Here is a 24,965-nt window from a genome sequence, read left to right as displayed (position 1 = left end):
AAACATGAATATCAGCGAAGTCAACGAGGGCGAAGTGCTGGCAATCGCCGTGTCGGGGCGCGTGGACAGCACGACGGCGGGGCAGCTCGAAGAAGTGTTGCCCGAGCGCGTGCAGAGCGCGTCGTGCGTGCTGCTCGATCTCACCGACGTGCAGTACGTGAGTTCGGCGGGGCTGCGCGTGATGCTCAAGGCCGCGAAGATTGCGAAGGGCACCGGGCACGATCTCGTGCTGGCGGGACTCGCGGCGCCGGTTCACGAGGTGTTCCAGGTGATCGGCTTCGACTCGCTGTTTCGCATTCTGCCAGACCGCGCGGCGGCGCTTGCCGCGCTTTCGGGCAACGGCGCCTGAGCGTCGCGCCTCGCTTGCCCATGCGTGACGGGCCGCCTTGCGGCGGGCCCCTTGCCGCTCAGCCGCAGGTTCAGGCGCGGCCCGGATTGTGTGTGCCGTTCAGGACTTCGGTGCGAGCCACGAGTCTTCCGCCTCGATGCCGTCCGGGTCGAACGTCCATGTGATCTTCTCGTAGGTGAACGAGATATCCTCCATGTGGCCCATCTGCTTGTTCTCCAGCGCCAGGCAGTTCGGCGTCCATGCGCGTACGTTCGTCAGGATCGCGTTCGACAGCTTCACCGTGTAGTACTTCTCTTCCGTGCCCTTCGGCGAGATGCGGTAGTACTCCAGCGTCACGTCCTTCATCTGCTCGCCAGAGGTCAGCGCCTGGAACAGCTTGGGCGAGGACTTGTCGATTTCCTTGGTCAGCGTCATCGGCAGGTGCACCCGCTTGCCCGTGGGCAGCCCCGTCTGCGGGCTCTTCGGAATTTCAATGGTGTGGTCCACGGCCTGCACAAGGATCTTTCCCTCGTGGCCCTTGACCTTCGTCGAGCCTTCGATCTTTCCTTGATTCTGGCCTTCGAGTACGAGATAGCACGGCATCGGCATGATGATTTCTCCAGTTGGTATTCGGTTGCGGCGTTGTCTTCAGTCGTTGCTCAGAGTTCGTCTCTGCGCATGGGATGAATTCTGGTCGCGGGCCATTACGAGCCTGTTTCAGGAAAGCCGCACCGTGTTACCGATGAAATACGCGCTGCCCCGGCGTGTTTCTCTCAGGCGACCTGATTAAAGCGCTCGAGTGCCTGCGCGCGCGTGTCCGCGACACTCAGGATCGATAGAAAGCCGCTGATTTCGAAGGCTTCGCGAATCTGGTTCTGCACGCCGCACAGCACGAGCAGGCCGGCGGACTGCTTGAGCCGCTTGGCCGCCACGAGCACGACGCGCAGCCCGGCGCTGGAAATGTAGTCGAGCGCGCTCAAGTCGATCAGCAATTGATTGATCCCCCGGTCGAGCTGCCGCAGAATCTCGGCCTCGACTTGCGCGGAGTTCGTGCTGTTGAGCGCGCCTTCGAGGTTCGCTACTAGCACATCTCCGTGCATTTCATACTGGTTTGCCAACATGGTCTCTCGTGCAATGGTTTACCGCTGTTTACCGTTGCAACGGTAAGCCGTGGTGTGGACGTTATCGTTCATGTACTCGCCACCCAGGGAATTCACGCGCCCAATTTTATGATTGCGTCTTGTGAAACAGGCGGTTGGGGCAACTAAAAAGCTTTCAAACGATTGACAAAGAAACCGTCAATGCTCCATGGCATCCATAGTTCTCGCAATGTCGCGCCCACGTGAATCGGGCGTATGGCGCGCGTAGCGTATCACGTACCGTGCGCGGATCGAAGTGGGAAAAAAACCGATAAAAATATTCAGTCTGACTCGTTTGCATACCACATCGATGTGGTATGCAAATTTCCTTATGGATCGTAATCGCGTCATGCAAAGAAAAGCATTGCCCAATGCGTGAGAAACAGATTTTTGTGGCGTGCGAATTGGGTAAACGCTATTCTCCGGGGCTACAAGAAAGCTCTCTGTTTTCACCAACAGCTACGGGTACAAGAAAGGGGATCGGCCATGGCATCTGACGGGTCAGTCGCTCCGAAGGAGCGCGTCAATATCGTATATCGTCCGGCGACAGGGGATGCCAAGGCGGAGGTGGAGTTGCCGCTGAAGCTGCTGGTGCTGGGGGACTTCACGCTGCGCGACGACGATACGCCGATCGAGGAAATGAAGCCGGTCAACGTCGACAAGGACAATTTCAACGACGTGCTCAAGGGGCAGAAACTGTCGCTGGATCTGGCGGTGCCCAACCGCCTGGAAGCGAATGCCGATCCGGACGCCGCGCTCGCGGTGAACCTGAAGTTCGAGTCGATCGACGACTTCTCGCCGGACGCGATTGTCGAGAAGGTGCCGGAGCTGCGCCAGATGATTGCGCTGCGCGATGCGCTCAAGGCGCTCAAGGGGCCGCTGGGCAACATCCCGGATTTCCGCAAGCGGGTTCAGGATCTCATCGAGGACGAGGGCGTGCGCGCGCGTCTTCTGAGCGAGCTGGGCATCGGCGAGAAGTGATTGCGCCGGGCGGGCATCGTCCATATCGTCGATTTCGTCCGTATCCATTCGGGGACAGCACATGAGTGAAGAGCAAAAGCAGCAGGAGCAGGCGGTCGCAGAGCAGGCGGCCGCGGGGGGCTCGCTGCTCGATCAGCTGATCGAGTCGGCGCGCATCAAGCCCGGCGACGAGGCGTATTCGATCACGCGCCAGGGCATCCAGGCGTTCATCTCGCAGCTGCTCGAGCCGCAGCATGCGGTGGAGCGCATCACGCAGGCGACGGTGGACAGCATGATCGCCGATCTGGACCAGAAGCTGTGCGCGCAGGTCGATGCGATCCTGCATCACGGCGATTTCCAGAAGATGGAGTCGGCGTGGCGCTCGCTGAAGTTCCTGGTCGAGCGCACCAACTTCCGCGAGAACGTCAAGATCCAGGTGCTCAGCGTGAGCAAGGGCAAGCTGCTCGACGACTTCCAGGACGCGGCGGACATCACCAATTCGGGGCTGTACAAGAACCTGTACACGGCGGAGTACGGCCAGTTCGGCGGACAGCCGTTCGGCGCGATCGTGGCGAACTACGAGTTCGGGCCGGGCACCCAGGACGTGAAGCTGCTGCAGTACGCGGCGAGCGTATCGGCGATGAGCCACGCGCCGTTCATCGCGGCGGCGGGTCCGCAGTTCTTTGGGGTGGACACCTACGACCAGTTGCCGAACCTGAAGGACCTGTCGTCGATCTTCGAGGGTCCGCAGTTCGTCAAGTGGAACGCGTTCCGGGAGTCGGAGGACGCGCGCTACGTGGGGCTGACGCTGCCGCACTTTTTGCTGCGTGTGCCGTACGGGGCGGATACGGTGCCGGCGAAGAAGTTCAACTACAGGGAAGACGTGTCGGGCGGCAACGGGCAGTTCCTGTGGGGCAACGCGGCGTTCGCGTTCGCCTCGCGGCTGACGTCGAGCTTTGCGGACTACCGGTGGTGCGCGAACGTGATCGGGCCGCAGGGCGGGGGTACGGTGGGCGACCTGCCGGTGTACACGTACGAGTCGATGGGCGAGCTGCAGAACAAGATCCCGACGGAGGTGCTGATATCGGAGCGGCGGGAGTTCGAGCTTGCGGAGCAGGGTTTCATCGCGCTGACGATGCGCAAGAACAGCGACAACGCGGCGTTCTTCTCGGCGAATTCGGCGCAGAAGCCGAAGTTCTTCGGCAACACGAAGGAAGGCAAGGAAGCGGAGCTGAACTACAAGCTGAGCACGCAACTGCCGTATATGTTCGTGGTGAGCCGTCTGGCGCATTACATCAAGGTGATCCAGCGCGAGCACATTGGCACGTGGAAGGAGCGTGTGGATCTGGAGAGCGAGCTGAACACGTGGATCCGGCAGTACGTGGCGGACATGGACAATCCGGCCGAAGGGGTGCGCAGCCGCCGGCCGCTGCGCCAGGCGGAGATCGTGGTGGCGGATGTGGAAGGGGATCCGGGGTGGTACCGGGTGGACCTGAAGGTGCGTCCGCACTTCAAGTACATGGGTGCGTCGTTCACGCTGTCGCTGGTGGGCAAGCTGGAGAAGAAATAAAAGAGCTGCGGCGAAGTTTCGGTTCGATGTTTCGTATGTAACACAGCTGAAACGCCGCGCTAACGGAGCGCCTGCATGATGTGAATCATGCGCAGCGCACACAGGAAGCTGGGCAGAACAGCCGGGGCGCCGAGCCCTGGCGCCATTGACGACTTGCCACCAGTTAAACCGGGGAAAACTATCATGCCGATGCCGTGCTATCTCGTACTCGAAGGCCAGAACCAGGGAAAGATCGAAGGCTCGACGAAGGTCAAGGGCCACGAGGGAAAGATCCTTGTGCAGGCGGTGGACCACACCATTGAAATTCCGAAGAGCCCGCAGACGGGGCTGCCCACGGGCAAGCGGGTGCACCTGCCGATGACGCTGACCAAGGAAATCGACAAGTCCTCGCCCAAGCTGTTCCAGGCGCTGACCTCTGGCGAGCAGATGAAGGACGTGACGCTGGAGTACTACCGCATCTCGCCGAAGGGCACGGAAGAGAAGTACTACACGGTGAAGCTGTCGAACGCGATCCTGACGAACGTCCGCGCATGGACGCCGAACTGCCTGGCGCTGGAGAACAAGCAGATGGGTCACATGGAGGATATCTCGTTCACCTACGAGAAGATCACGTGGACGTTCGACCCGGACGGCATCGAGGCGGAAGACTCGTGGCTCGCGCCGAAGTCCTGAGCGGGCTGAACGTGGTGAGCGGGCGGTGACAATGCATTGACAAAGCGGGGGCGAGGGTGAAAGAGCGTCGGTTGCTCGAACGGATTGCGAGCTGGGAGGCGGGCGAGGAGGGCGATGCCCGCACCAACCAGACGCAGGTGGACGTGCTCGTGCGCTCGGTGATGAATCACCTCACGCGCCTGCTCAACACGCGGCAGGGCAGTGTGCAGATCGACCCGCTGTTCGGCGTGCCCGACTTCACGAACCTCGCGGGCACGACGGCGATGGGCTCGACGCGCGAGATCGAGGAAGAGATCCGCCGCATGGTGCTGCGCTACGAGCCGCGAATCAAGTCGCCGCGCGTCACGCTCAATCGTGAGGAGACCGACGTGCTGTCGATCCGCTTCGCGCTCGAAGGAGCGCTGGAAGTGGACGACCGCGAAATTCCGCTACGCATATCGACAACGGTGGGCGCCAACGGCCGGGTGAGCATTGCCTGAGCGTCGGGTCCACATATCTTTCCGCTCCTGTGTCAGTCAGTCGGGCAGCCATGTTCAATCAATATTACCTGGATGAGCTGAACAAGCTGAAAGGCTTGGCTGCGGAGTTCGCGCGGGTCAATCCCGCGATTGCGCCCATGCTTTCGGGCGCGTCCGCGGACCCCGACGTCGAACGCCTGCTCGAAGGCGTGGCGTTCCTCACGGGCCTTACGCGCCAGAAGCTCGACGACGAATTCCCTGAGTTCGTCCAGGAGCTCACGAACCTTTTGTTCCCGCATTATCTGCGGCCCGTGCCGGCGTCCACGCTGATCCGTTTCGCCGCGAAAGGGCCGCGCTCGCAGGCGGCGCGCGTGGCGGCTGGCACCGAGCTCGCGTCGGTGCCGGTGGATGGCACGCCGTGCCGCTTTCGCACCGCCTGCGATCTCGATGTGGAGCCGCTCGCCATCGCCGAGGTCAATCTGCTGAGCCACGCGGGCGCCGCGCCCGTGCTCATGATCGATTTCGAGATGCAGGGCGGCCTGTCCATCGCGCAGTGGGGCGGCGACAGCCTGCGGCTGTTTCTCGGCGGTGGCTATGTGGATGCCTCGAAGCTGCTGCTGCTGTTGATGAACCACGTCGTCGGCGTGCGCATTTCGAGCGGCAACGGCGAGCGGCTCTCGCTCGGCGCGAAGTGCCTGCGCATGAGCGGCTTCGACCACGATCTGCTGCCCTATCCGAGCCAGGCGTTCAGCGGCTACCGCACGATCCAGGAGTTCTTCACGCAGCCGGAGAAGTTCCTGTTCGTCGACATCGCGGGCCTGCAACGCTGGACGGCGAACGCGAAGGGGACCAGCTTCAGCGTGGTCATGACGCTCGATTCGCTGCCCGAATGGCTGCCCGAGATCGGCAACGAAAGCTTCATGCTCAACGTGGTCCCGGCCATCAACGTGTTCTCTCACGCGGCTGATCCGATCGCGCACAACCATCGCGCCACCGAATACCGCGTCGTGCCCGAAGGGCGGGACCGCCGCCATCACCAGGTCTACTCGGTCGACCAAGTGCTGGGCTACCAGCAAGGCCAGGCGCGAGAGCGCGTCTACCAGCCCTTCGGCATGTTCCGCCACGACGGGCGCGGCGCGCAGCTGAGTTACCGCACCTCGGTGCGCAGCGCGAACGTGGAGCGCGGCAGCGAAGTTTATCTCTCGCTCAACTATCCACCCTCGGATACGCCGTTGCCCGAGACGCTGTCGATCCGCATCACCTGCACGAACCGCGCGCTGCCGGAGAGTCTCAAGCTCGGCGACATCAGCCAGCCCACCAGCACCTCGCCGGATCAGATGACGTTCAGCAACATCCGCGCGGTGACACCCGCCCAGGATCCGCCGGCCGGCGAGGAACTGCTGTGGTGCCTCATCTCGCACGTCTCGCTGAACCTGCTTTCCCTTGCCAACGCGGAGAACCTGCGCAAACTGCTCGGCCTGTACGTGTTCTCGGGGCGCCAGGGACCGGAGGCGGCCAATCGCCGGCGCATCGAAGGCATTCTCGAGCTGAGCGTCACGCGCGAGACGCGCCTCGTCGGCCGCGGCGGCATCCAGCGCGGCCAGCTCATCCGCATGCGCTGCCGCGAAGATCACTACGCCGGGCTCGGCGACCTGTATCTGTTCGGCTGCGTGCTGGAGCGCTTTCTCGGCGATTACGCCGGCATCAATTCGTACACCCGCGTCGAGCTCGAAGGCGCGCATTCAGGAACCGTCTTCAAATGGCCGCAGAGACTCGGGCAACAGCCGACGCTGTAAAGGACCTGCTGCTCACGAACGGTGAGAAGTACTCCTGGTTTCAGGCGATCCGTCTGCTGCGGCTGTACGACCGGCATACGGGCCTGCGCCAGGAGAATCTGCGCGTGCGCCCGCGCCTCGGGCTTGGCTTCCCCGAAAACGACATCGACCGCATCGAGGCGCTGCCCGGCGGCGGCTATCGCATCACGGCCAACTTTTTCGGCCTGTATGGCGTGTCCTCGCCGCTGCCGACGTACTACACCGAAGATCTGTTCGAGGAGCAGCGCGAGGGACGTCATGTCACGCGCGACTTTCTCGACATCGTTCACCACGCGCTGTATCCGCTGCTGTTCGACGCGTGGGCGAAGTACCGCATCGAGCAGCGCATCGTCGAGGACCGCGACGAGACGGTGCTCAATCATCTCTACGCGTTCGTCGGGCTGAACGATGCGGACCTGCGCGTCGAGCTGCTGCCGGCCAGCGCGGAGTTGCTGCGCTACGCGGGCCTCTTCAACCAGCGGCCGCGCTCGGCGCTCGGCCTGAAGACGATGCTGGCCGACGCGTTCGCGCCGGCGCGGATCCGCGTCGAATGCGGCCTGCGGCGCGCCCAGCCGATTCCCGCCGACCAGCGCTGGCAACTCGGTGCCCAGGGCAGCCATCTTGGCGACGATGCATGGCTGGGCGAGCTGATCGACGATTACGGCGGCACGATCAAGGTGCAGTTCGCCGACGTGCCGCAGCCGCTCTTTCATCAACTCCTGCCGGGCGGCGCGGGGCATGCGCGGCTGCGCTTTCTCACGCGCTTTTACCTGATCGATCCGCTTGACGTGGAAGTCGAGCTCGATCTGCGCCGCGAGGAGGCGCACGCGGCGCGCTGTGGTCGCAGCACCTGGTCGCGGCTCGGCTACGACACGTGGCTCAATCCCGGGCTGGCCGATCTGCCCACACGCGTCCGCTACCGTCTTTAGGGCCTGTTTACATATGAAACGTGCATGCGAATGCCCGAAATCGCTCGTAGGGCAAGGAGTGAGGAGCGCCGTTTGGCACGGCCAAACAAGTGACGATCGACGCCGCCATACGGGCGATTTCGGGCATTCCCCTGGAATACATTTCAATAATGGGGTTGCCCCGAGAACGGCCACTCGCCGCGTTGCGCTACTTGCGAATACGTCGAGTATTCGCAGCGTCGCGCGCCTCGCGAGCGGCCGTTCTCGGGGCAACGCATGCACGTTTCATATGTAAACAGACCCTTACGCTACGGATAGAACAAGAGAGGAGAACCAACATGCTGCTGGTCGAGCTCAAGCCCCTCGTGGGGCGACTGAACGCCTACTGCAAGCAGGCACTCGAAGATGGCGTGGGGCTGTGCGTGTCGCGCGGCCACTACGAGATCACAGTCGAGCACCTGCTCGTCAAGCTGTTCGACGATATCCAGGCCGACCTCGCGCTGCTGCTGCGTCAGCACGGTATCGACCCCGCGCTCGTGCAGCGCGGCATCAATCTCTCGATCGAAGACATGAAGACGGGCAACGCGGGCCGTCCGGCGTTCTCGCCGCTCCTGCTCGAGCTGCTGCAGGACGCGTGGCTCATCGCCTCGGTCGACCTGCAGGAGCCGCGCATACGCTCGGGTGCCGTGCTGCTGGCGTTCCTCGCGCGTCCGACCTATTACGCAACGGGCGATTACGCGGCGCCGCTGCGCGAGCTCAATCGCGAACTCCTGCTGCGTTCGTTCGATCAGATCTGCGGCGGCTCGATCGAAGCGGGCGAGCGCGAGTCCGGCGGCGGCGAGGGCGCGACCGCGGCGCCCGCTGGCGCCGACGGTAGCGCCATTGCGCGCTTTTGCGAGAACTTCACCGAAAAGGCGCGGGCCGGCAAGCTCGATCCCGTGTTCGGCCGCGACGCGGAAATCCGCCAGATGGTCGACATTCTCGCGCGGCGTCGCAAGAACAACCCGATCTGCGTGGGCGACCCCGGCGTCGGCAAGACGGCCGTCGTGGAAGGGCTCGCGCTGCGCGTCGTCGAGGGCGATGTGCCCGATTCGCTCAAGGACGTGACGATCCTCGGCCTCGACATGGGCCTCCTGCAGGCCGGCGCGAGCGTGAAGGGCGAATTCGAGAACCGCCTGAAGGGCGTGATCACCGAAGTCAAGGCATCGGCGAAACCGATCATCCTGTTCATCGACGAAGCCCACACGCTGATCGGCGCGGGCGGCCAGGCCGGCACTTCGGACGCGGCCAACCTGCTCAAGCCGGCGCTCGCGCGCGGCGAACTGCGCACGGTCGCAGCCACCACGTGGGCCGAATACAAGAAGTACTTCGAAAAGGACGCGGCGCTTGCGCGCCGGTTCCAGCTCGTCAAGCTCGATGAGCCCGATCTCGCCACCGCGGTGCTGATCCTGCGCGGCCTGAAGGAGAAGTACGAGGACGTTCACAAAGTGGTGCTGCGCGACGACGCGATCATCGCCGCAGCCGAGCTGTCGAGCCGCTACATCACGGGGCGGCAATTGCCGGACAAGGCGGTGGACCTGCTCGACACGGCCTGCGCCCGCGTCAAGGTGCTGCAAAGCGCGAAGCCTGACGTGCTCGAAGACAAGGAGCGCCGCATTCAGGCGCTCGAGCGCGAACAGCGCGGCCTCGAGCGCGACGAGGACAACCAGCAGCCGGTGGACCGCGCGCGTCTCGAAGCGATCGGCGCGGAGTTGCAGAGCCTCGCTGCCGAAGCCGCGGCGCTGCGCGAAGTCTGGCAGCGGCAGCAAGCAGCGGCGAAGGTGCTGCTCGATGCGCGCACCGCGCGCCACGAGGCCAAGGCCAATGGCGCCGCGCCCGAGGAACTGCAGCGGCTGGCGCAGGCGATCGCCGGGGCCGCCGAAGCATTCAGGACCGCGCAGGGCGACGAGCCGCTCGTGCATATCGACGTTGATCCCGATGTCGTGGCGCGGGTGATTTCCGACTGGACCGGCATTCCCGTGGGCAAGATGCTGCGCGACCAGGCGCAGAGCGTACTGGGCATGGCCGCCACGCTCAAGGAGCGGATCCGCGGCCAGGATCACGCGATGGAGCTGATCGCCGAAGTGCTCAAGACAGCGAAGTCGGGCTTGAAGGACCCGCAGCAGCCGATGGGCGTGTTCCTGCTTGCGGGACCGTCGGGCGTGGGCAAGACAGAGACGGCGCTTTCGGTGGCGGACATCCTGTTCGGCGACGAGAAGTCCACCACCGTCATCAACATGAGCGAGTTCCAGGAGAAGCACAACGTGAGCCGCCTGATCGGCTCGCCGCCTGGCTACGTGGGCTACGGCGAGGGCGGCGTGCTGACCGAGGCGGTGCGCCAGCGGCCTTATTCGGTCGTGCTGCTCGACGAGGTGGAGAAGGCGCACCTCGACGTGATGAACCTGTTCTACCAGGTGTTCGACAAAGGCATGCTCTCGGACGGCGAGGGCAAGGAAATCGACTTTTCGAACACGGTGATCTTCCTCACCTCAAATCTCGCGACCGACGTCATCACTGAAATGACGGTCGGCGACGACAAGCCCGACGCGGCGACGCTGCTTTCCGCGGTGCGCCCGATCCTCTCGAATCACTTCAAGCCCGCGCTGCTCGCGCGCATGACCGTGATTCCTTACTTCACGCTGCAGGGCGAGGCGCTCGCGGGCATCGTGCGCCTGAAGCTCGACAAGGTGGTGCGGCGCGTCGCGCACAACAACAAGATGCGCTTCACCTATAGCGACGCGGTGGTGGCACAGATCGCCGCGCGCTGCACGGAGGTGGAAACGGGCGCGCGCAACATCGACTTCATCCTGCGCGGCAACGTGCTGCCGCTGATGTCGCAGGAGATTCTCGCACGCATGAGCGAGGGCGTGGCGCTCGAAGAGGTGGCGCTCGACGTGGACGAGGACGGTGAGTTCGTCGTGACCTTCCCCGGCGCTCACGCGTGAGCCGCGAAGCACCGTTTCAGATGTAACGCGATTGCAATCTCGCAGCAAAGCAGCGCCGCGAGAATAGAAAGAAATCACCTGTACGGAGAATCAGCATGGTCTCAATGGCCGATCGGATATTGGCGAACAAGCGCTTCGCGTTCAGCTCGCAAGCGTTTGGCGCGGACAAGTTCGCGGTCGTGGAAATGGAGGGGTTCGAGTCGATCTCGCAGCCGTTCCGTTTCGTGCTCACGCTGGTATCGGACGATGCGTCGATCGACTTCGATTCGATGCTGAGCCACCCGGCGACGTTCGAGATTTTCGGCCCGGAGGGCGAGATCCGCACGCCCCGGCACGGCATCCTCGCCGAATTCGAGCAGTTGCATCGCGCGGATGGCTACGTGTTCTACCGCGCCGTGCTGGTGCCGCGCCTGTGGCGGCTGTCGCTGTTCCGCATCTCGGAGGTCTACCTCGGCGAGCAGTCGATTGTAGACACGCTGCGCACGGTGCTCGAAAACGGCCGGCTCAACTCGGCCGACTACGAGTTCCGCCTCACGGGCACGTACCGGCCGCGCAGCTTCGTGTGCCAGTACCAGGAGACCTATCTGGACTTCCTCTCGCGCTGGATGGAGAAGGAAGGCATCTACTACTACTTCGACCATTCCGGCAGCACGGAAAAGCTCGTCATCGTCGACGACAAGGTCATGCTTGACTCCCAGGCGCTGCCGGTCTCGTACCGGCCCGACGATTCGCTCGATACGGGTGTGGCGGCCGATTCGGTGCGCGACTTCGTGTGCCGGCAGCGCCCGCTGCCGCACGAAGTCGTACTGCAGGACTACAACTACCGCAAGGCGGCGCTGCAGTTGAAGGCGAGCGCAACGGTTTCGGATTCGGGGATCGGCGAAGTCGTGCTGTACGGCGAGAACTTCCGCACCCAGGACGAAGGGGAGCGCTACGCGAAGCTGCGCGCGCAGGAAATCGTCTGCGCAAGCAAGGTGTTTTCCGGCGAAGGCACGGCGATGGGGCTGCGCGCGGGCTACTTCTGCACGCTCTCGCATCACTATCGCGACGACTTCAACGGCGAGTACCTCGTGACTGAGGTGCATCATCAGGGATCCCAGGCAGGCGCGCTGCTCAGCGGCGTGGCGAGCCCGTACAGCGACGGCGCGCGCGGCGGCGAAATCGCCTATCGCAACAGCTTCCGCGCGATTCCCGCGGCGACCCAGTTTCGCCCCGAGCGCGTGACGGCCAAGCCGCGCGTGGCGGGCACGATGAACGCGACGATCGACAGCGAAGGCGACGGCCAGTACGCGGAGCTCGACGAGTTCGGCCAGTACAAGGTGCAGTTGCCGTTCGACGTGACGGACAAGAATCCGAACAAGGGCTCGGCGCGGCTGCGTATGGCCACACCCTACGCAGGCACGGACCACGGCATGCATTTTCCGCTGCACAAGGACGCGGAGGTGCTGCTGTCGTTCATCGACGGCGACCCCGACCAGCCGGTGATCGTGGGCAGCCTGCCGAATTCGGAGAATCCCAGCGTGGTGACGCAGGAGATCGCGCAGGCGAACCGGATCAGCACGGCGGGCGGCAATCAGGTCTACATGGGCGACGGCGAGGGCAAGGAAGTGATCTGGCTGCACTCGCCGTTCCATAACAGCTCGGTGGGCATCGGCTCGACCGACCCGAAGGGCGGCGGCAGCCTGTGGATGGCGACGGCCGGCACCTCGGAAAGCGTGACCGTGGGCGCGAACAACGGTGTGACGGTCGGGCCGAAGACCGCCATCACGGTCGGCACCTCGGTTGCGCTTTCGGCCGGCGTGAACAGCAATTACACGCTGGGCTCGAACGTGAACGTGACGTGGGGCCAGAATGTCGGGTGGACCGGAGGACGGAATGTGTCGCTGAGCGACGCCGAAACCGTCATGCTGAAGACCGACGCCAAGCTGCAGGGCAGTACCACCTTGAAGCTTTCCGGCGGGATGCAGCCGGCAATCGATACGGCGGTTCAGGCTGCGAAAAAATCGGTTCTGCGCGCCGCGCAGATCAGCACGGCCGTCAATGCTGCGCTGGGCGTCGCGGCGGGCGGCACGGTGACTGCCGGCGTGTACCTCGGCGGCGGGGAGAAGACCAACGGCAAGCTCGACATCGCCAACCCGTGGGGTTACGGCACGACGGCCGGGCAGATGGCCGGCGCGGTCGGCGCCGGCCTCAACCTGTTCCGGGTACTGCGCAATGCCGGTAATTCGATTGCCGCAGCCGTTGCGGCCGCGCCGACCTATTCGAGCAATATCGACCTCGATATTTCCGGCATCACGGCCATGGCCGGCGTGGCCGCCGCCGGCGGACAGCTTAAGCTGACGCCGCTGACGGGAGAGTTCTCGGTAACGAACGCCGCAGCCAAGGGCAGCATCGACGTCACGAGCCTGAGTGTCACAGTGACGGCGGCGGCCACGAACACGGTGGTCGTGGATGGCCAGGGCGTCGCCGCGAAGGGCGCGATGGCAAGCCTCGAAGGCACGAGCACCGCCAGCGTCAAAGCCGGTACCAGCGCCAGCGTCACGGGCGGTACCGGTGTCGGCGTCAAGGCCGATACCGGTGCTGTCAGCATCGAGGCCACGGCCGGTAGTGTCGGCGTCAAGGCCGGTGCGGGCGTTTCGGTCGAGGCGGTGTCGAACGTATCGATCACCGGCGCCAAGCTCTCCGTTGTGGCAGACATGGACGTCGCCCTGGAGGCAGGCAATGCGTTCAGGGTGACCGCGGTGACCGCCAAGATCAACGGCAGGCTGATCCAGCTCGGATGACAACGGTATGAGGACCGAATTGCAATTGGCGACCCATATCACCCGATATGCATTTCATTTATTCGTTGCAAAACGAGCTGGGGCAGGATGTGTATTCCTGCTTTATGTGTGCTTTGTTAAGGTATGCAGGGCAATAACTTCGAGGTTTTCAAAAAAATAACAAGGGAATCATCCGCGCGGCATGTCGTCGATGCCGGATAGCCCTTGTTTAAAGCAGCGAACGAAGGTTCGCTTTCTTGAAGATTCGCGGTGCCCATAGGTGCGCGGCAGATTCTTGTAGCGTGAAGAATAGCTAAGCGCTATGCTCATCGCGCTGTAAGAAAGCGCTCGGGTTTACTAACTAACGAAGCGGTACAAAGAAGAAGGGGATCGGCCATGGCATCTGACGGGTCAGTCGCTCCGAAGGAGCGCGTCAATATCGTATATCGTCCGGCGACAGGGGATGCCAAGGCGGAGGTGGAGTTGCCGCTGAAGCTGCTGGTGCTGGGGGACTTCACGCTGCGCGACGACGACACGCCGATCGAGGAAATGAAGCCGGTCAACGTCGACAAGGACAATTTCAACGACGTGCTCAAGGGGCAGAAACTGTCGCTGGATCTGGCGGTGCCCAACCGCCTGGAAGCGAATGCCGATCCGGACGCCGCGCTCGCGGTGAACCTGAAGTTCGAGTCGATCGACGACTTCTCGCCGGACGCGATTGTCGAGAAGGTGCCGGAGCTGCGCCAGATGATTGCGCTGCGCGATGCGCTCAAGGCGCTCAAGGGGCCGCTGGGCAACATCCCGGATTTCCGCAAGCGGGTTCAGGATCTCATCGAGGACGAGGGCGTGCGCGCGCGTCTTCTGAGCGAGCTGGGCATCGGCGAGAAGTGATTGCGCCGGGCGGGCATCGTCCATATCGTCGATTTCGTCCGTATCCATTCGGGGACAGCACATGAGTGAAGAGCAAAAGCAGCAGGAGCAGGCGGTCGCAGAGCAGGCGGCCGCGGGGGGCTCGCTGCTCGATCAGCTGATCGAGTCGGCGCGCATCAAGCCCGGCGACGAGGCGTATTCGATCACGCGCCAGGGCATCCAGGCGTTCATCTCGCAGCTGCTCGAGCCGCAGCATGCGGTGGAGCGCATCACGCAGGCGACGGTGGACAGCATGATCGCCGATCTGGACCAGAAGCTGTGCGCGCAGGTCGATGCGATCCTGCATCACGGCGATTTCCAGAAGATGGAGTCGGCGTGGCGCTCGCTGAAGTTCCTGGTCGAGCGCACCAACTTCCGCGAGAACGTCAAGATCCAGGTGCTCAGCGTGAGCAAGGGCAAGCTGCTCGACGACTTCCAGGACGCGGCGGACATCACCAATTCGGGGCTGTACAAGAACCTGTACACGGCGGAGTACGGCCAGTTCGGCGGACAGCCGTTCGGCGCGATCGTGGCGAACTACGAGTTCGGGCCGGGCACCCAGGACGTGAAGCTGCTGCAGTACGCGGCGAGCGTATCGGCGATGAGCCACGCGCCGTTCATCGCGGCGGCGGGTCCGCAGTTCTTTGGGGTGGACACCTACGACCAGTTGCCGAACCTGAAGGACCTGTCGTCGATCTTCGAGGGTCCGCAGTTCGTCAAGTGGAACGCGTTCCGGGAGTCGGAGGACGCGCGCTACGTGGGGCTGACGCTGCCGCACTTTTTGCTGCGTGTGCCGTACGGGGCGGATACGGTGCCGGCGAAGAAGTTCAACTACAGGGAAGACGTGTCGGGCGGCAACGGGCAGTTCCTGTGGGGCAACGCGGCGTTCGCGTTCGCCTCGCGGCTGACGTCGAGCTTTGCGGACTACCGGTGGTGCGCGAACGTGATCGGGCCGCAGGGCGGGGGTACGGTGGGCGACCTGCCGGTGTACACGTACGAGTCGATGGGCGAGCTGCAGAACAAGATCCCGACGGAGGTGCTGATATCGGAGCGGCGGGAGTTCGAGCTTGCGGAGCAGGGTTTCATCGCGCTGACGATGCGCAAGAACAGCGACAACGCGGCGTTCTTCTCGGCGAATTCGGCGCAGAAGCCGAAGTTCTTCGGCAACACGAAGGAAGGCAAGGAAGCGGAGCTGAACTACAAGCTGAGCACGCAACTGCCGTATATGTTCGTGGTGAGCCGTCTGGCGCATTACATCAAGGTGATCCAGCGCGAGCACATTGGCACGTGGAAGGAGCGTGTGGATCTGGAGAGCGAGCTGAACACGTGGATCCGGCAGTACGTGGCGGACATGGACAATCCGGCCGAAGGGGTGCGCAGCCGCCGGCCGCTGCGCCAGGCGGAGATCGTGGTGGCGGATGTGGAAGGGGATCCGGGGTGGTACCGGGTGGACCTGAAGGTGCGTCCGCACTTCAAGTACATGGGTGCGTCGTTCACGCTGTCGCTGGTGGGCAAGCTGGAGAAGAAATAAAAGAGCTGCGGCGAAGTTTCGGTTCGATGTTTCGTATGTAACACAGCTGAAACGCCGCGCTAACGGAGCGCCTGCATGATGTGAATCATGCGCAGCGCACACAGGAAGCTGGGCAGAACAGCCGGGGCGCCGAGCCCTGGCGCCATTGACGACTTGCCACCAGTTAAACCGGGGAAAACTATCATGCCGATGCCGTGCTATCTCGTACTCGAAGGCCAGAACCAGGGAAAGATCGAAGGCTCGACGAAGGTCAAGGGCCACGAGGGAAAGATCCTTGTGCAGGCGGTGGACCACACCATTGAAATTCCGAAGAGCCCGCAGACGGGGCTGCCCACGGGCAAGCGGGTGCACCTGCCGATGACGCTGACCAAGGAAATCGACAAGTCCTCGCCCAAGCTGTTCCAGGCGCTGACCTCTGGCGAGCAGATGAAGGACGTGACGCTGGAGTACTACCGCATCTCGCCGAAGGGCACGGAAGAGAAGTACTACACGGTGAAGCTGTCGAACGCGATCCTGACGAACGTCCGCGCATGGACGCCGAACTGCCTGGCGCTGGAGAACAAGCAGATGGGTCACATGGAGGATATCTCGTTCACCTACGAGAAGATCACGTGGACGTTCGACCCGGACGGCATCGAGGCGGAAGACTCGTGGCTCGCGCCGAAGTCCTGAGCGGGCTGAACGTGGTGAGCGGGCGGTGACGGGACGTGACCGCCCCGCCGTTCGGCGTATCCGATTTCACGACAAGCCCTTCGGCCAGTTTCCGGTCGCCACCGATATCGGCCTGAGCGTCGGCAATGCGTTCAGCGCGAACGCGGCGCAGGTGAAATTCAACGGCTCGACGCCGAAGTTCAGCGGCCCGCTGAGCCAACTGGAATGACGACGGTATGAAGATCCTCAAGCCCGACAACCTCGCGCTCGTCTACCGCGCGCTGCGCTTCGCGCGGCGCGACACGCTCGCCGTCGGCATGATCGCGGGCTTTCGCTTCGAGCCGGCCGGCCTCGACGGATTGATGACGGAAGACGCGTTCTGGCCGGTCGTCGCCGCAGCGCTCGGCAAGGACGCGATCCTCGACGAGGGCTATCCCAAGCCGGCCGGCGAATACAAGGTCTACGGCACGGCGCATGCGCCGGCCGGCACGCAGGTCGCGGAGATGCGCGCGGGCGTGCGGATCGGCGCGCTGTCGAAGGCGCTGATCGTCCTCGGCGACCGCGAGTTCAATGCGCTGGGCGCGATCACGGCGCCCAAGCCCTACGCACGCATGCCGATTGCGCCGGCCACCGCATTTGGCGGCGCCGGATGCGTCGACAATCCGCACGGCAAGGGCTTTGCCGAAATCGTCAACGACGACGGTACGCGCGCCTGGCCGCTGCCCAATGTCGAAGCCGAGGGGCAGCGTTTCTTGCGCCGCGGCGAGCGTGCCGTGCCAGCCGGATTCTGGGGCTTCGACATGGCGGCGCCATTGCGCCAGCAGCACCTCGGCGTCTGCGACGAGCGCTGGGTGAAAGAGGAGTGGCCGCACCTGCCGTCCGATACGCGGCCCGAGCTGTTCCTGAGCGCGCCGCTCGACCAGAGGCTGTCCGGCTACTTCGCAGGAGACGAGCGCTTCGAGCTCGACAACCTGCATCCGCATGCGCGGCGCCTCGCGGGCTCGCTGCCCGCGCTGCGCGCGCGGTGCTTCGTGAACGTGCGCACGTCCGAGGGCGAAGCGTTGCGCGAGTTGCAGACCCGTGCGGAAACGGTGTGGCTGTTCCCCGAGTTCGAATGCGGCGCGGTGCTGTACCGCGCGCTCGCCGACGTGGCGGACGCCGACGGCAGTGACGTCATCCACGTCATGGCCGAATGGGAGCGCATGGACGAAGCGCCGTTGCCGTTCGAACACTATCGCGCGCGCTTGCATGAACTGCTGACGCAAGCGGCCGGCGCGACGCCCGCAGCGGCGCCAGCTATTGCGCCCGAGGCCGGGGCGGCCGTCGCCGAAGCGCAACCCGCTGCCGCGGTACCGCTGGCCGCCGCGGCGTCTGCCACCGCAGTGGCGGACCCGGCGCTGGCCGCCGAGCCGCATCTCGCGATCGCTCGCGCGCTGGCCGAGGAGCTCAATGCCGAGTCGCGCGCGCGAATGCAGCAGCACAATCTGACCGATGCCGATATCGCGCGCTTCCTGAAGCCGGAAGCGCCCGAGCGCACGTATTCGCTCGCCGAGGTCGAGCAGATGGCCGAGCGGCTCAATGCCGAGTCGCGCGCGAGGATGCAGCAGCACAACCTGACCGATGCCGATATCGCGCGCTTCCTGAAGGCGGATACGCCTGAGCGCGTGCCGACGCTCGCCGAGATCGGCAAGCTCGCCGACGACGTCAAGATCGAGGCGCGCGCGCTGATGCAGCAGCACAACCTGACCGAAGCGGATGTGGCGCGCATGCTGCCCGCCGAAACCGCCGCTACTCTGGGACCGCTGTCGTTTGCGGGGGGCGAAGCGCAATCCGCCTTTGCCGCGCTCGGCGCGGTGCTGAAGCCGCCGTCGCCACCCGCGCTCGAACTGTCGGGCAAGCTGCCGGAAGCCGCGGCGGCGGCACTGCCGGTGCGGGCGGCCGCGCCGCTCACGCGCGAAGATGTGATCGCTCGCTACGCGGCGCGGCAAAGCCTTGCGGGTTACGACCTCTCTGGTCTCGATCTCTCCGGCCTCGATCTGTCCGGTGCCGATTTTTCGGGCGCCGCGCTCGACAAGGCCTCGTTCGCGAAGAGCCGCCTTGACGGCGCCGATTTCACCCAGGCCCTGCTGCGCGAGTCCGATTTCAGCGAAGCCGGTCTGCAGCGCGCGCAATTGGGGGGAGTCAGTGCTGCGAACGGAACGTTCGCAAACGCCGACCTGCGGGAGGCGCAACTGGCCGTCGGCGACTTTACGGGTGCCGATTTTTCCGCCGCGCAGCTTGCGAGCGCCGATCTGCGCCGTGCGGTGTTCGACACCGCGAAAATGCCGGGCGTCGACGCATCGGCCTGCCGGGCCGAGCACGCGAGCTTCACGGGCTGTGATCTGGCAAACGCGAAGTTCGGCGGCGCGGCGCTCGCGAAGGCGAGCTTCAGCGGCAGCCGTCTTGCCGGCAGCGACTTTTCCGCCGCGGCGTGCCAGCAGGCCGAGTTCTACGGCGCCGATGCGCAGGCGGCGCAGTTCGCCGGCACCAACCTGAACGGCTCGCGCGCCGACGCCGACACGCGTTTCGACGAAGCGCGCTTCGCGCGCACGCAGCTCAACCGCGCCTGTTGGGAAGGCGTGCAGCTGCGCGGTGCGAAGTTCGAGGAAGCCGTGCTCGATTACGCCGATTTCACTGGCGCGCAGGCGCAGGCCGCGCAGTTCGGCATGTCGTCGGCGAAGGGCGCGCGCCTCGCGAACGCCGACCTGAGCGGCGCGAACCTGGACGCGGTCAACCTGTTCGGCGGCTCATTGCGTAAAGCGAACGTGAGCGGCGCGCACCTGCGCTTCGCGAACCTGTACGGCGTCGATTTCGACGGCACGCGGCCCACTGTCGCGATGCTCGAAGGTTCGAACATCGACTGCACCATTCTTCAATTCAGGCCGCCCGTCCTATGAGCACCACGCACACCACCGCCCCGGCACGCATGAGCGCGGACGAAGCCCGCGCGGCGCTCGCGGCGAACCGCGCGCTGGCCGACGCCGATCTGTCGGGCGCCGACCTTGCCGGCGCCGATCTGGCCGGCTGCCGCCTGCACAACGTCGTGCTTGCCGGCGCCGACCTGCAGCGCGCGAATCTCGCCGATGCCGATCTGCAGAACGTGTCGCTCGCGCGCGCGTTGCTGGGCGCCGCGAACGCGCAGCAGGCGCGCTTCGAAAACGTCGACTTCAGCGGGGCCGAGGCGCGCGGCGCGGATTTCACCCATGCCGCCTTCGATCGCTGCAACTTCACCGGCACCTCGTTCGCATCCGCGCGTCTCGTGCGCAGCGACGCGCACGGCTGCGTCCACGCGGGCACAGACTACTCGGGCGCCGACCTGCATCGCCACACCGCGATGGACGCCGACCTGAGCGGCGCGCGGTTCGACGGCGCGTCGCTCGTGCAGGCGTTTTTGCGCGGCTGCGACCTGAGCGGCCAGGACCTGCGCAGTTGCGACCTCACCATGACGATCATGGACGGCGCGCGGCTGCGCGGCGCCAACCTCGCGCTCGCGCGGCTCGACCGCACAAGCCTGATCGGCGCGCAGTTGCAGAACGCCAACCTGCAGGGCGTGAACGCCACCTTCGCCGCGTTCATGAACGCGGTCTTCACGCAGGCCGACCTGAGCGGCGCCGTCTGTGAAATGGTCAACGCCAGCGAAGCCGACTTCGGCGAGGCACGTGCGGAGGCGTCGCGCTGGAACAAGGCGGTGCTGACCGCCAGCGCCTGGCGCGCCGCCTCGCTGAAATCGGCTCGCTTCACCTATTGCGATCTTTCGCATGCCGATCTGTCCGTGGCGGATTGCTCGCAGGCCGACTTCAGCGGCGCAAATCTGCACGCGCTCACGCAGAACGGCACGCGCCTGAACGGCGCGCGGCTCGACGGCGTGCGTGAAACCGATCCCGTCCTCGCGCGCGCCGAAAGCTGGCAGCCGCGTGCCGCTCCCCGGCCGGACGCCCCTAAGCCGGGCGCGCCGAAATAAACATCCGTAAAGGAACCCTGGACATGAACCGCACGCTCGTCACGATGTCCCGACCCGGCAACGATCTGCAGGCCGGCCTCACGTACGCCACGGTGACTGGCCGCGCCGACCCGTGGTACCTCTTCGACGCTTCGCCGAACGCGCCGCAGCGCGCACTGCGCGCAGACAGCTGCCTCATCGAGCCCGATTGCGGCGACACCGTGCTCGTTTGCTCCGGCGGTCCCGGCACGGTGCCGTATATCCTCGCGGTGCTCGCGCGCGCGGTGCCCAGCGGCGCGGCGCTCGTGCTGCCCGGCGACGTGGCGCTGCATACGAGCGAAGGCGCACTGCGCGTCGAAGCGGCCCAGGTGGACCTGAGCGCCACGCGCGGCGTAGCGGTGCACGCGCCCGAGATCGTGATGGACGGCGTGCGCGGCGAGATGAAATTCCAGCGCGTGGATGCGGCGATCCAGCAGCTGCACGCGGGCCTTGGCGCCGTGAGCACGGTCGCACAGCAGATCACGACGACGGTTGGCCGGCTGGTCCAGCGCGCCCGCGACAGCCTGCGCTGGACCGACAACGCCGACGAAACGCGCGCCGGCCGCCTGCGCATGCAGGTGGACGAGCGGCTGCACGTGTCGGCGCGCCATGCTACGGTGCTGGCCGAAGGGCAGGTGAAGATCGACGCCAGCAAGATCGATCTGGGATAGGAGTGCGATATGTTTGCAGTCACCAAGGCGGGCGGCCAGTGCATGGCAGCGCCCGATGTATGCAAGACACCTGCGCCGCCTGCGCCGCCGGTGCCCATGCCCTATCCGAACATCGGCATGCCGCCGATGGGCAACCCGGCCACCACCACGGTGCTGATCGCGGGCATGCCGGCGCTCAACAAGTCGTCGGAGATTCCGATGACGTCGGGCGACGAGGCGGGCGTGGCCGGCGGCGTCGTGTCGTCCAAGGTGATGGGGAAGGTGCAGTTCGCGAGCGGCAGCATGACCGTCAAGCTCGAAGGCTCGCCCGCCGTGCGGCTCTCCGACCCGACCCAGCATAACGACGGCAATATCGTCGGCGCCGTGCTCGCGCCGAGCCAGTCGGTCGTGATGGTCATGAGCTGAGGGGGCGCGCTACATCATGAAAACCGTCTGGATCACGGCCTTCGACAAGCAAAAGGACGCCGCGCGCGTGAGCGCCGTCTCGCAGTTGCTCAAGCGCTACGGCCTCGCCACGCAGGGGCACTTCTGGGTGGACGAGCCGGCCAGGCTTGCCTGGCGCGTCGGGCTGGAAGCGCTCGCGGCCGCGCGCGCCGACTTGTGGCTCGTGCTCGCCGACGCCGACGCCCTGGCGAAGCCTTCGGTGCGCTATGGCCTGTCGCTCTTCGCGGCGAGCTTGCGCGAGGCGCGCGGCCTCGGCTTCCCGGTCGTGCTGTCCGCGCAGTCGGCCAGTATGGGCGCCGATACTGTTCCCCCCATGCTCGAAAACGCCATCACGCTCGTGGAGAGTCATCCCGCGTGGCCGGCGAAGATCGTTGCGCGCGCGAACGTCGCGAAGGCGGGCGAGGCGCAGGACTACCGGCTCGAGGTGGTCGGCGAGGAGCAACTGGGCCAGTGGTTCGCAATCGGCCCGCGCGAGGGAGTATGGACGGGCGTCGTATTCGGCGTGCAAGGCGGTGACGCGAAGATCGACTTTCAGGCAGTCGGCCCGCGCGGCGCGCTGCCCGAGAAGACCGTGCTCGAGTACGCGCAGGAGGGCCTCACGCTGCAGGTGGGCGAGCGCGCCTTCACGGCCTGGGCGGTGCGCAACCGGCTCGGTCCGGGCGAAGCCTATTACGCGCGCGTGAGAGGCGAGCCCGAGTCGATCCTCTTCATGCCCTATACCGAGGACAACGAGGCCGACGCAACGATCCTGCCGCTGGTCTGAAGTCGCGCCAGCGCCGCGCTGCCTGAAGATCCTTCGGCGCGGCTTTTCTGAGACATCTATGCAACAGAATCGCGGCGTCACAGTAACTGCATTGGTTTTTTTATATACGGGCAAGGCTTTTGTTGGAGAATGCTCGGCTGGACGGGCGGTTAGACTCGATAAGACAAGAGTGGGGCAGAGCGAATGAGAGGGGCGGTAGCGGGGGGCGCCGGAGCAACGGTTGACCGGAACAGCGCGGGCCGGCCGGCATGGCTGGCTGGAGCGGTGCGCGCGCTGGGTACGTTGGGTACATTAAGCGCCGCGCTCGTGCTGAGCGGCTGCGGCGGCGGGCCGCCGAAAGACCCGCTCGCGGACGTCTCGTGGAGCTACGCCACGGACGCCGTGATACTCGAAATCACGGCCGACGCTGGCCTGAACGATTACGACGGGCAGCCGCACACGCTGCTGCTCGGCATCTACGAAACGGCGGACGCGCAGGCGTTCCGCAATCTCGCGGCCGACCCAGCCGCACTGGCGGGCACGATGGCGGGCGGCAAAGCGCCGACGACGTTCTCGCAGTTCTCGCGCTACGTGGTGGCGCCGGGCCAGCATTCATACCTGATCCTCGATCGCGCGCAAAACACGCGCTCGGTCGGCATCGCGGCCGGCTATGCGCAGATGGGCGTGGCCAACGCAGCGCGCCAGTTCGACGTGCCCGTCGTCACGAAGACCAGCGGCTTCATCTTCAAGACGCGCACCAAGCTGCCCGCGCCGCTCGTCGTGCAGCTCAATCTCGGTGCGCAGGGCATTCTCAACGCCGTGGTGCTGCCCAAGGGTCCCGACGAGGCGGCGCTGCAACGCGCGCAGCAGGTGGAGGGCGGCGGCAAGCAGATCCGCCTTGATGGCAACGGCAACGCGAGCGGCACGGCGTCCGGCGGCGCGAGCGGCAGCGAAACAGGCGTGGTCGGCGCCGCAAATACTCAGGAGACCCCTTTGCGCAAGGTCGGGAACTAGCATGGATCACAACAAGGGCATCTACTGGCATCAGGGCATGTTCATGCAGCCCCAGCACTTCCAGCTGGCAGCGCTGTACGAGCAGTTTCGCGTCAAGCCCGTGTTCGAAACCGGGCTGCCGCACTTCTGGGGCGCTGGCGCGCTCGACATCGCGCCGAGCGCGATCGCGCGCCAGGTGATCGAGATGCGCGCGGCGCAGCTGATCTTCCCCGACCATACCTACGTCGAGTTTCCCGGCAATGCCGTGATTGCGCCACGCGAGTTCGATGCGGCTGCCGTCGGCGAAGGGCGCGCGCTCACCGTCTACCTCGGCGTGCGCAAGCTCGCCGCCGACGGCAACAACGTCACGCTGTGCGAGACGCCCGACGAGGCCATGGCCGCGCCGACGCGCTATGCCAGCATCGCGAACCCGCCCGAGGTGCCGGACCTCCATTCGGACGGACCGCCCGCGTCGGTGCACACGCTCCTGCACGTGGTGAAGGTGTTCTTCGAGGGCGAGCAGGCGAACCTCGGCCAGTACGACCTGATTCCGGTCGCGCAGCTCGTGCGCGTGGGCGAGACGGTCAAGCTCTCGGACCGCTACATCGCGCCATGCTATGCGCTCACGGCGTCCGACGCGCTGCTGCGCATCGCGCGCGAGATCCGCGACGACGTCGTGGGGCGCGCGCATCATCTGCAGGAGCTCAAGAGCCCGCGCGAGTTGCAGAAGGCGGAGTTCGATCCCGGCTACATGACGCTGCTGCTCGCCATGCGCACGCTCTCGCGCGCGAGCCCCGGTCTCGTGCATCTGACGCAGACACCCGCGGTACATCCATGGCTGCTGTACGGCGAGCTGCGCCGGCTGATCGGCGAGCTGAGCGCGTTTTCGGAGCGCTTCGATATGCTCGGGGAAGCGCAGGACGGCACCCCCGGGCTGCCCGCCTACGACCACATGGATCTGTACGCGTGCTTTTCGCGCGCGCAGGTGCTGATCGGTTTTCTGCTCGGCGAGATCGCCACGGGCCCCGAGCACCTCGCGGTGCTCGAGTATCGTGACGGGCTGTATGCGGGCGAGCTGCCGCGCGCGTTCTTCGACCGGCGCAATCGCTTCTATCTCGTGCTGCGCTCGGACGAGAACGCCGCGCAGGTGGTGGACGGCGCGCTGCGCGACGCGCGTCTTGCCAATGCCGCCGACGTCCCGCGCCTCGTCGCGCACGCGTTGCCGGGCCTCGACCTGATTCACCTGCCGCAGGCGCCGCAAGGCTTGCCGCGGCGCTCGTCGTCGAGCTATTTCCGCATCGAGCAGGCGAGCGAGTTATGGGACGCCGTCGAGCGCGACGAAAGCATCGCGCTGCAATGGCCGGACGCGCCGCAGGATCTGCGCGCGGAAATCGTCGTGCTGCGGAGGTAG

The 24,965-nt window shown here is 65.2% G+C and carries 22 protein-coding genes; 20 read left to right on the top strand and 2 right to left on the bottom strand.

The window, feature by feature from the left end; translation table 11 throughout:
• Positions 1-4: 4 nt before the first annotated feature.
• Positions 5-349, top strand: a complete 345-nt coding sequence (locus PWP93_RS26585; RefSeq protein ID WP_421027110.1) for an STAS domain-containing protein — start codon at positions 5-7, stop codon at positions 347-349.
• Between the two features lie 99 nt (positions 350-448).
• On the opposite strand, the gene PWP93_RS26580 is transcribed toward PWP93_RS26585, so the two are convergent.
• Together PWP93_RS26580 and PWP93_RS26575 are read right to left on the bottom strand one after the other, a co-directional pair.
• Entirely contained in the window at positions 449-937 is a 489-nt protein-coding gene (locus tag PWP93_RS26580; protein WP_421029157.1) for an Hcp family type VI secretion system effector, read from the bottom strand.
• A 164-nt stretch (positions 938-1,101) separates the two neighbouring features.
• Positions 1,102-1,449: an STAS domain-containing protein gene (locus tag PWP93_RS26575; protein WP_035532714.1), complete on the bottom strand. Its 348-nt coding sequence runs from the start codon at positions 1,447-1,449 to the stop codon at positions 1,102-1,104.
• Positions 1,450-1,953: 504 nt separating this feature from the next.
• Between PWP93_RS26575 and tssB (PWP93_RS26570) the strand changes: the two genes are divergently transcribed.
• From tssB (PWP93_RS26570) to tssK, 19 genes are all read left to right on the top strand, one after another.
• Positions 1,954-2,448: a type VI secretion system contractile sheath small subunit gene (gene tssB / locus PWP93_RS26570; protein WP_421029155.1), complete on the top strand. Its 495-nt coding sequence runs from the start codon at positions 1,954-1,956 to the stop codon at positions 2,446-2,448.
• A gap of 61 nt (positions 2,449-2,509) precedes the next feature.
• Positions 2,510-3,997 (top strand): type VI secretion system contractile sheath large subunit, encoded by a 1,488-nt coding sequence (gene tssC, locus PWP93_RS26565; RefSeq protein ID WP_421046687.1) that lies wholly within the window; start codon positions 2,510-2,512, stop codon positions 3,995-3,997.
• 183 nt (positions 3,998-4,180) lie between these two features.
• On the top strand, positions 4,181-4,669 hold the full coding sequence (locus PWP93_RS26560; protein ID WP_421029157.1) for an Hcp family type VI secretion system effector: 489 nt from the start codon (positions 4,181-4,183) through the stop codon (positions 4,667-4,669).
• 71 nt (positions 4,670-4,740) lie between these two features.
• Positions 4,741-5,148 carry a type VI secretion system baseplate subunit TssE gene (tssE, locus tag PWP93_RS26555; protein ID WP_035535285.1) on the top strand — a complete coding sequence of 136 codons (408 nt, stop codon included), beginning with the start codon at positions 4,741-4,743 and terminating at the stop codon, positions 5,146-5,148.
• Between the two features lie 50 nt (positions 5,149-5,198).
• Positions 5,199-6,923 (top strand): type VI secretion system baseplate subunit TssF, encoded by a 1,725-nt coding sequence (gene tssF, locus PWP93_RS26550; protein WP_421029151.1) that lies wholly within the window; start codon positions 5,199-5,201, stop codon positions 6,921-6,923.
• The gene (tssG, locus tag PWP93_RS26545) at positions 6,887-7,870 is read left to right on the top strand and encodes a type VI secretion system baseplate subunit TssG (protein WP_421046690.1); all 984 of its coding nucleotides are present in this window, start codon (positions 6,887-6,889) and stop codon (positions 7,868-7,870) included. The genes tssF and tssG overlap by 37 nt, the downstream gene beginning before the upstream one ends.
• A gap of 317 nt (positions 7,871-8,187) precedes the next feature.
• Positions 8,188-10,833 (top strand): type VI secretion system ATPase TssH, encoded by a 2,646-nt coding sequence (gene tssH, locus PWP93_RS26540; protein ID WP_421046689.1) that lies wholly within the window; start codon positions 8,188-8,190, stop codon positions 10,831-10,833.
• A 95-nt stretch (positions 10,834-10,928) separates the two neighbouring features.
• Positions 10,929-13,616: a type VI secretion system Vgr family protein gene (locus tag PWP93_RS26535; protein WP_421046688.1), complete on the top strand. Its 2,688-nt coding sequence runs from the start codon at positions 10,929-10,931 to the stop codon at positions 13,614-13,616.
• Positions 13,617-13,991: 375 nt separating this feature from the next.
• On the top strand, positions 13,992-14,486 hold the full coding sequence (gene tssB / locus PWP93_RS26530; protein WP_421029155.1) for a type VI secretion system contractile sheath small subunit: 495 nt from the start codon (positions 13,992-13,994) through the stop codon (positions 14,484-14,486).
• 61 nt (positions 14,487-14,547) lie between these two features.
• Positions 14,548-16,035 carry a type VI secretion system contractile sheath large subunit gene (gene tssC / locus PWP93_RS26525; protein ID WP_421046687.1) on the top strand — a complete coding sequence of 496 codons (1,488 nt, stop codon included), beginning with the start codon at positions 14,548-14,550 and terminating at the stop codon, positions 16,033-16,035.
• Positions 16,036-16,218: 183 nt separating this feature from the next.
• The gene (locus PWP93_RS26520; protein ID WP_421029157.1) at positions 16,219-16,707 is read left to right on the top strand and encodes an Hcp family type VI secretion system effector; all 489 of its coding nucleotides are present in this window, start codon (positions 16,219-16,221) and stop codon (positions 16,705-16,707) included.
• Between the two features lie 25 nt (positions 16,708-16,732).
• A complete protein-coding gene (locus tag PWP93_RS26515; protein ID WP_421046686.1) occupies positions 16,733-16,915 on the top strand; it encodes a hypothetical protein in 183 nt (60 codons plus the stop codon).
• Positions 16,916-16,922: 7 nt separating this feature from the next.
• Complete coding sequence (locus PWP93_RS26510) at positions 16,923-19,622, top strand: DUF2169 family type VI secretion system accessory protein (RefSeq protein WP_421046685.1); 2,700 nt, start codon at positions 16,923-16,925, stop codon at positions 19,620-19,622.
• Positions 19,619-20,686 carry a pentapeptide repeat-containing protein gene (locus PWP93_RS26505; RefSeq protein WP_421046684.1) on the top strand — a complete coding sequence of 356 codons (1,068 nt, stop codon included), beginning with the start codon at positions 19,619-19,621 and terminating at the stop codon, positions 20,684-20,686. Before PWP93_RS26510 ends, PWP93_RS26505 begins: the two co-directional genes overlap by 4 nt.
• Positions 20,687-20,709: 23 nt before the next feature.
• Entirely contained in the window at positions 20,710-21,375 is a 666-nt protein-coding gene (locus PWP93_RS26500; protein WP_421046683.1) for a DUF3540 domain-containing protein, read from the top strand.
• A 9-nt stretch (positions 21,376-21,384) separates the two neighbouring features.
• Positions 21,385-21,780, top strand: a complete 396-nt coding sequence (locus PWP93_RS26495; RefSeq protein WP_421027992.1) for a DUF4150 domain-containing protein — start codon at positions 21,385-21,387, stop codon at positions 21,778-21,780.
• Positions 21,781-21,796: 16 nt separating this feature from the next.
• Positions 21,797-22,582, top strand: a complete 786-nt coding sequence (locus PWP93_RS26490) for a hypothetical protein (protein WP_421046682.1) — start codon at positions 21,797-21,799, stop codon at positions 22,580-22,582.
• Positions 22,583-22,765: 183 nt separating this feature from the next.
• A complete protein-coding gene (locus PWP93_RS26485; protein WP_421046681.1) occupies positions 22,766-23,575 on the top strand; it encodes a type VI secretion lipoprotein TssJ in 810 nt (269 codons plus the stop codon).
• A gap of 1 nt (position 23,576) precedes the next feature.
• The gene (tssK, locus tag PWP93_RS26480) at positions 23,577-24,965 is read left to right on the top strand and encodes a type VI secretion system baseplate subunit TssK (protein WP_421046680.1); all 1,389 of its coding nucleotides are present in this window, start codon (positions 23,577-23,579) and stop codon (positions 24,963-24,965) included.

Source organism: Paraburkholderia sp. A1RI-2L, assembly GCF_048957375.1.
Classification (GTDB): Bacteria; Pseudomonadota; Gammaproteobacteria; order Burkholderiales; family Burkholderiaceae; genus Paraburkholderia.
This window is presented reverse-complemented; position numbering and strand designations above follow the sequence as displayed.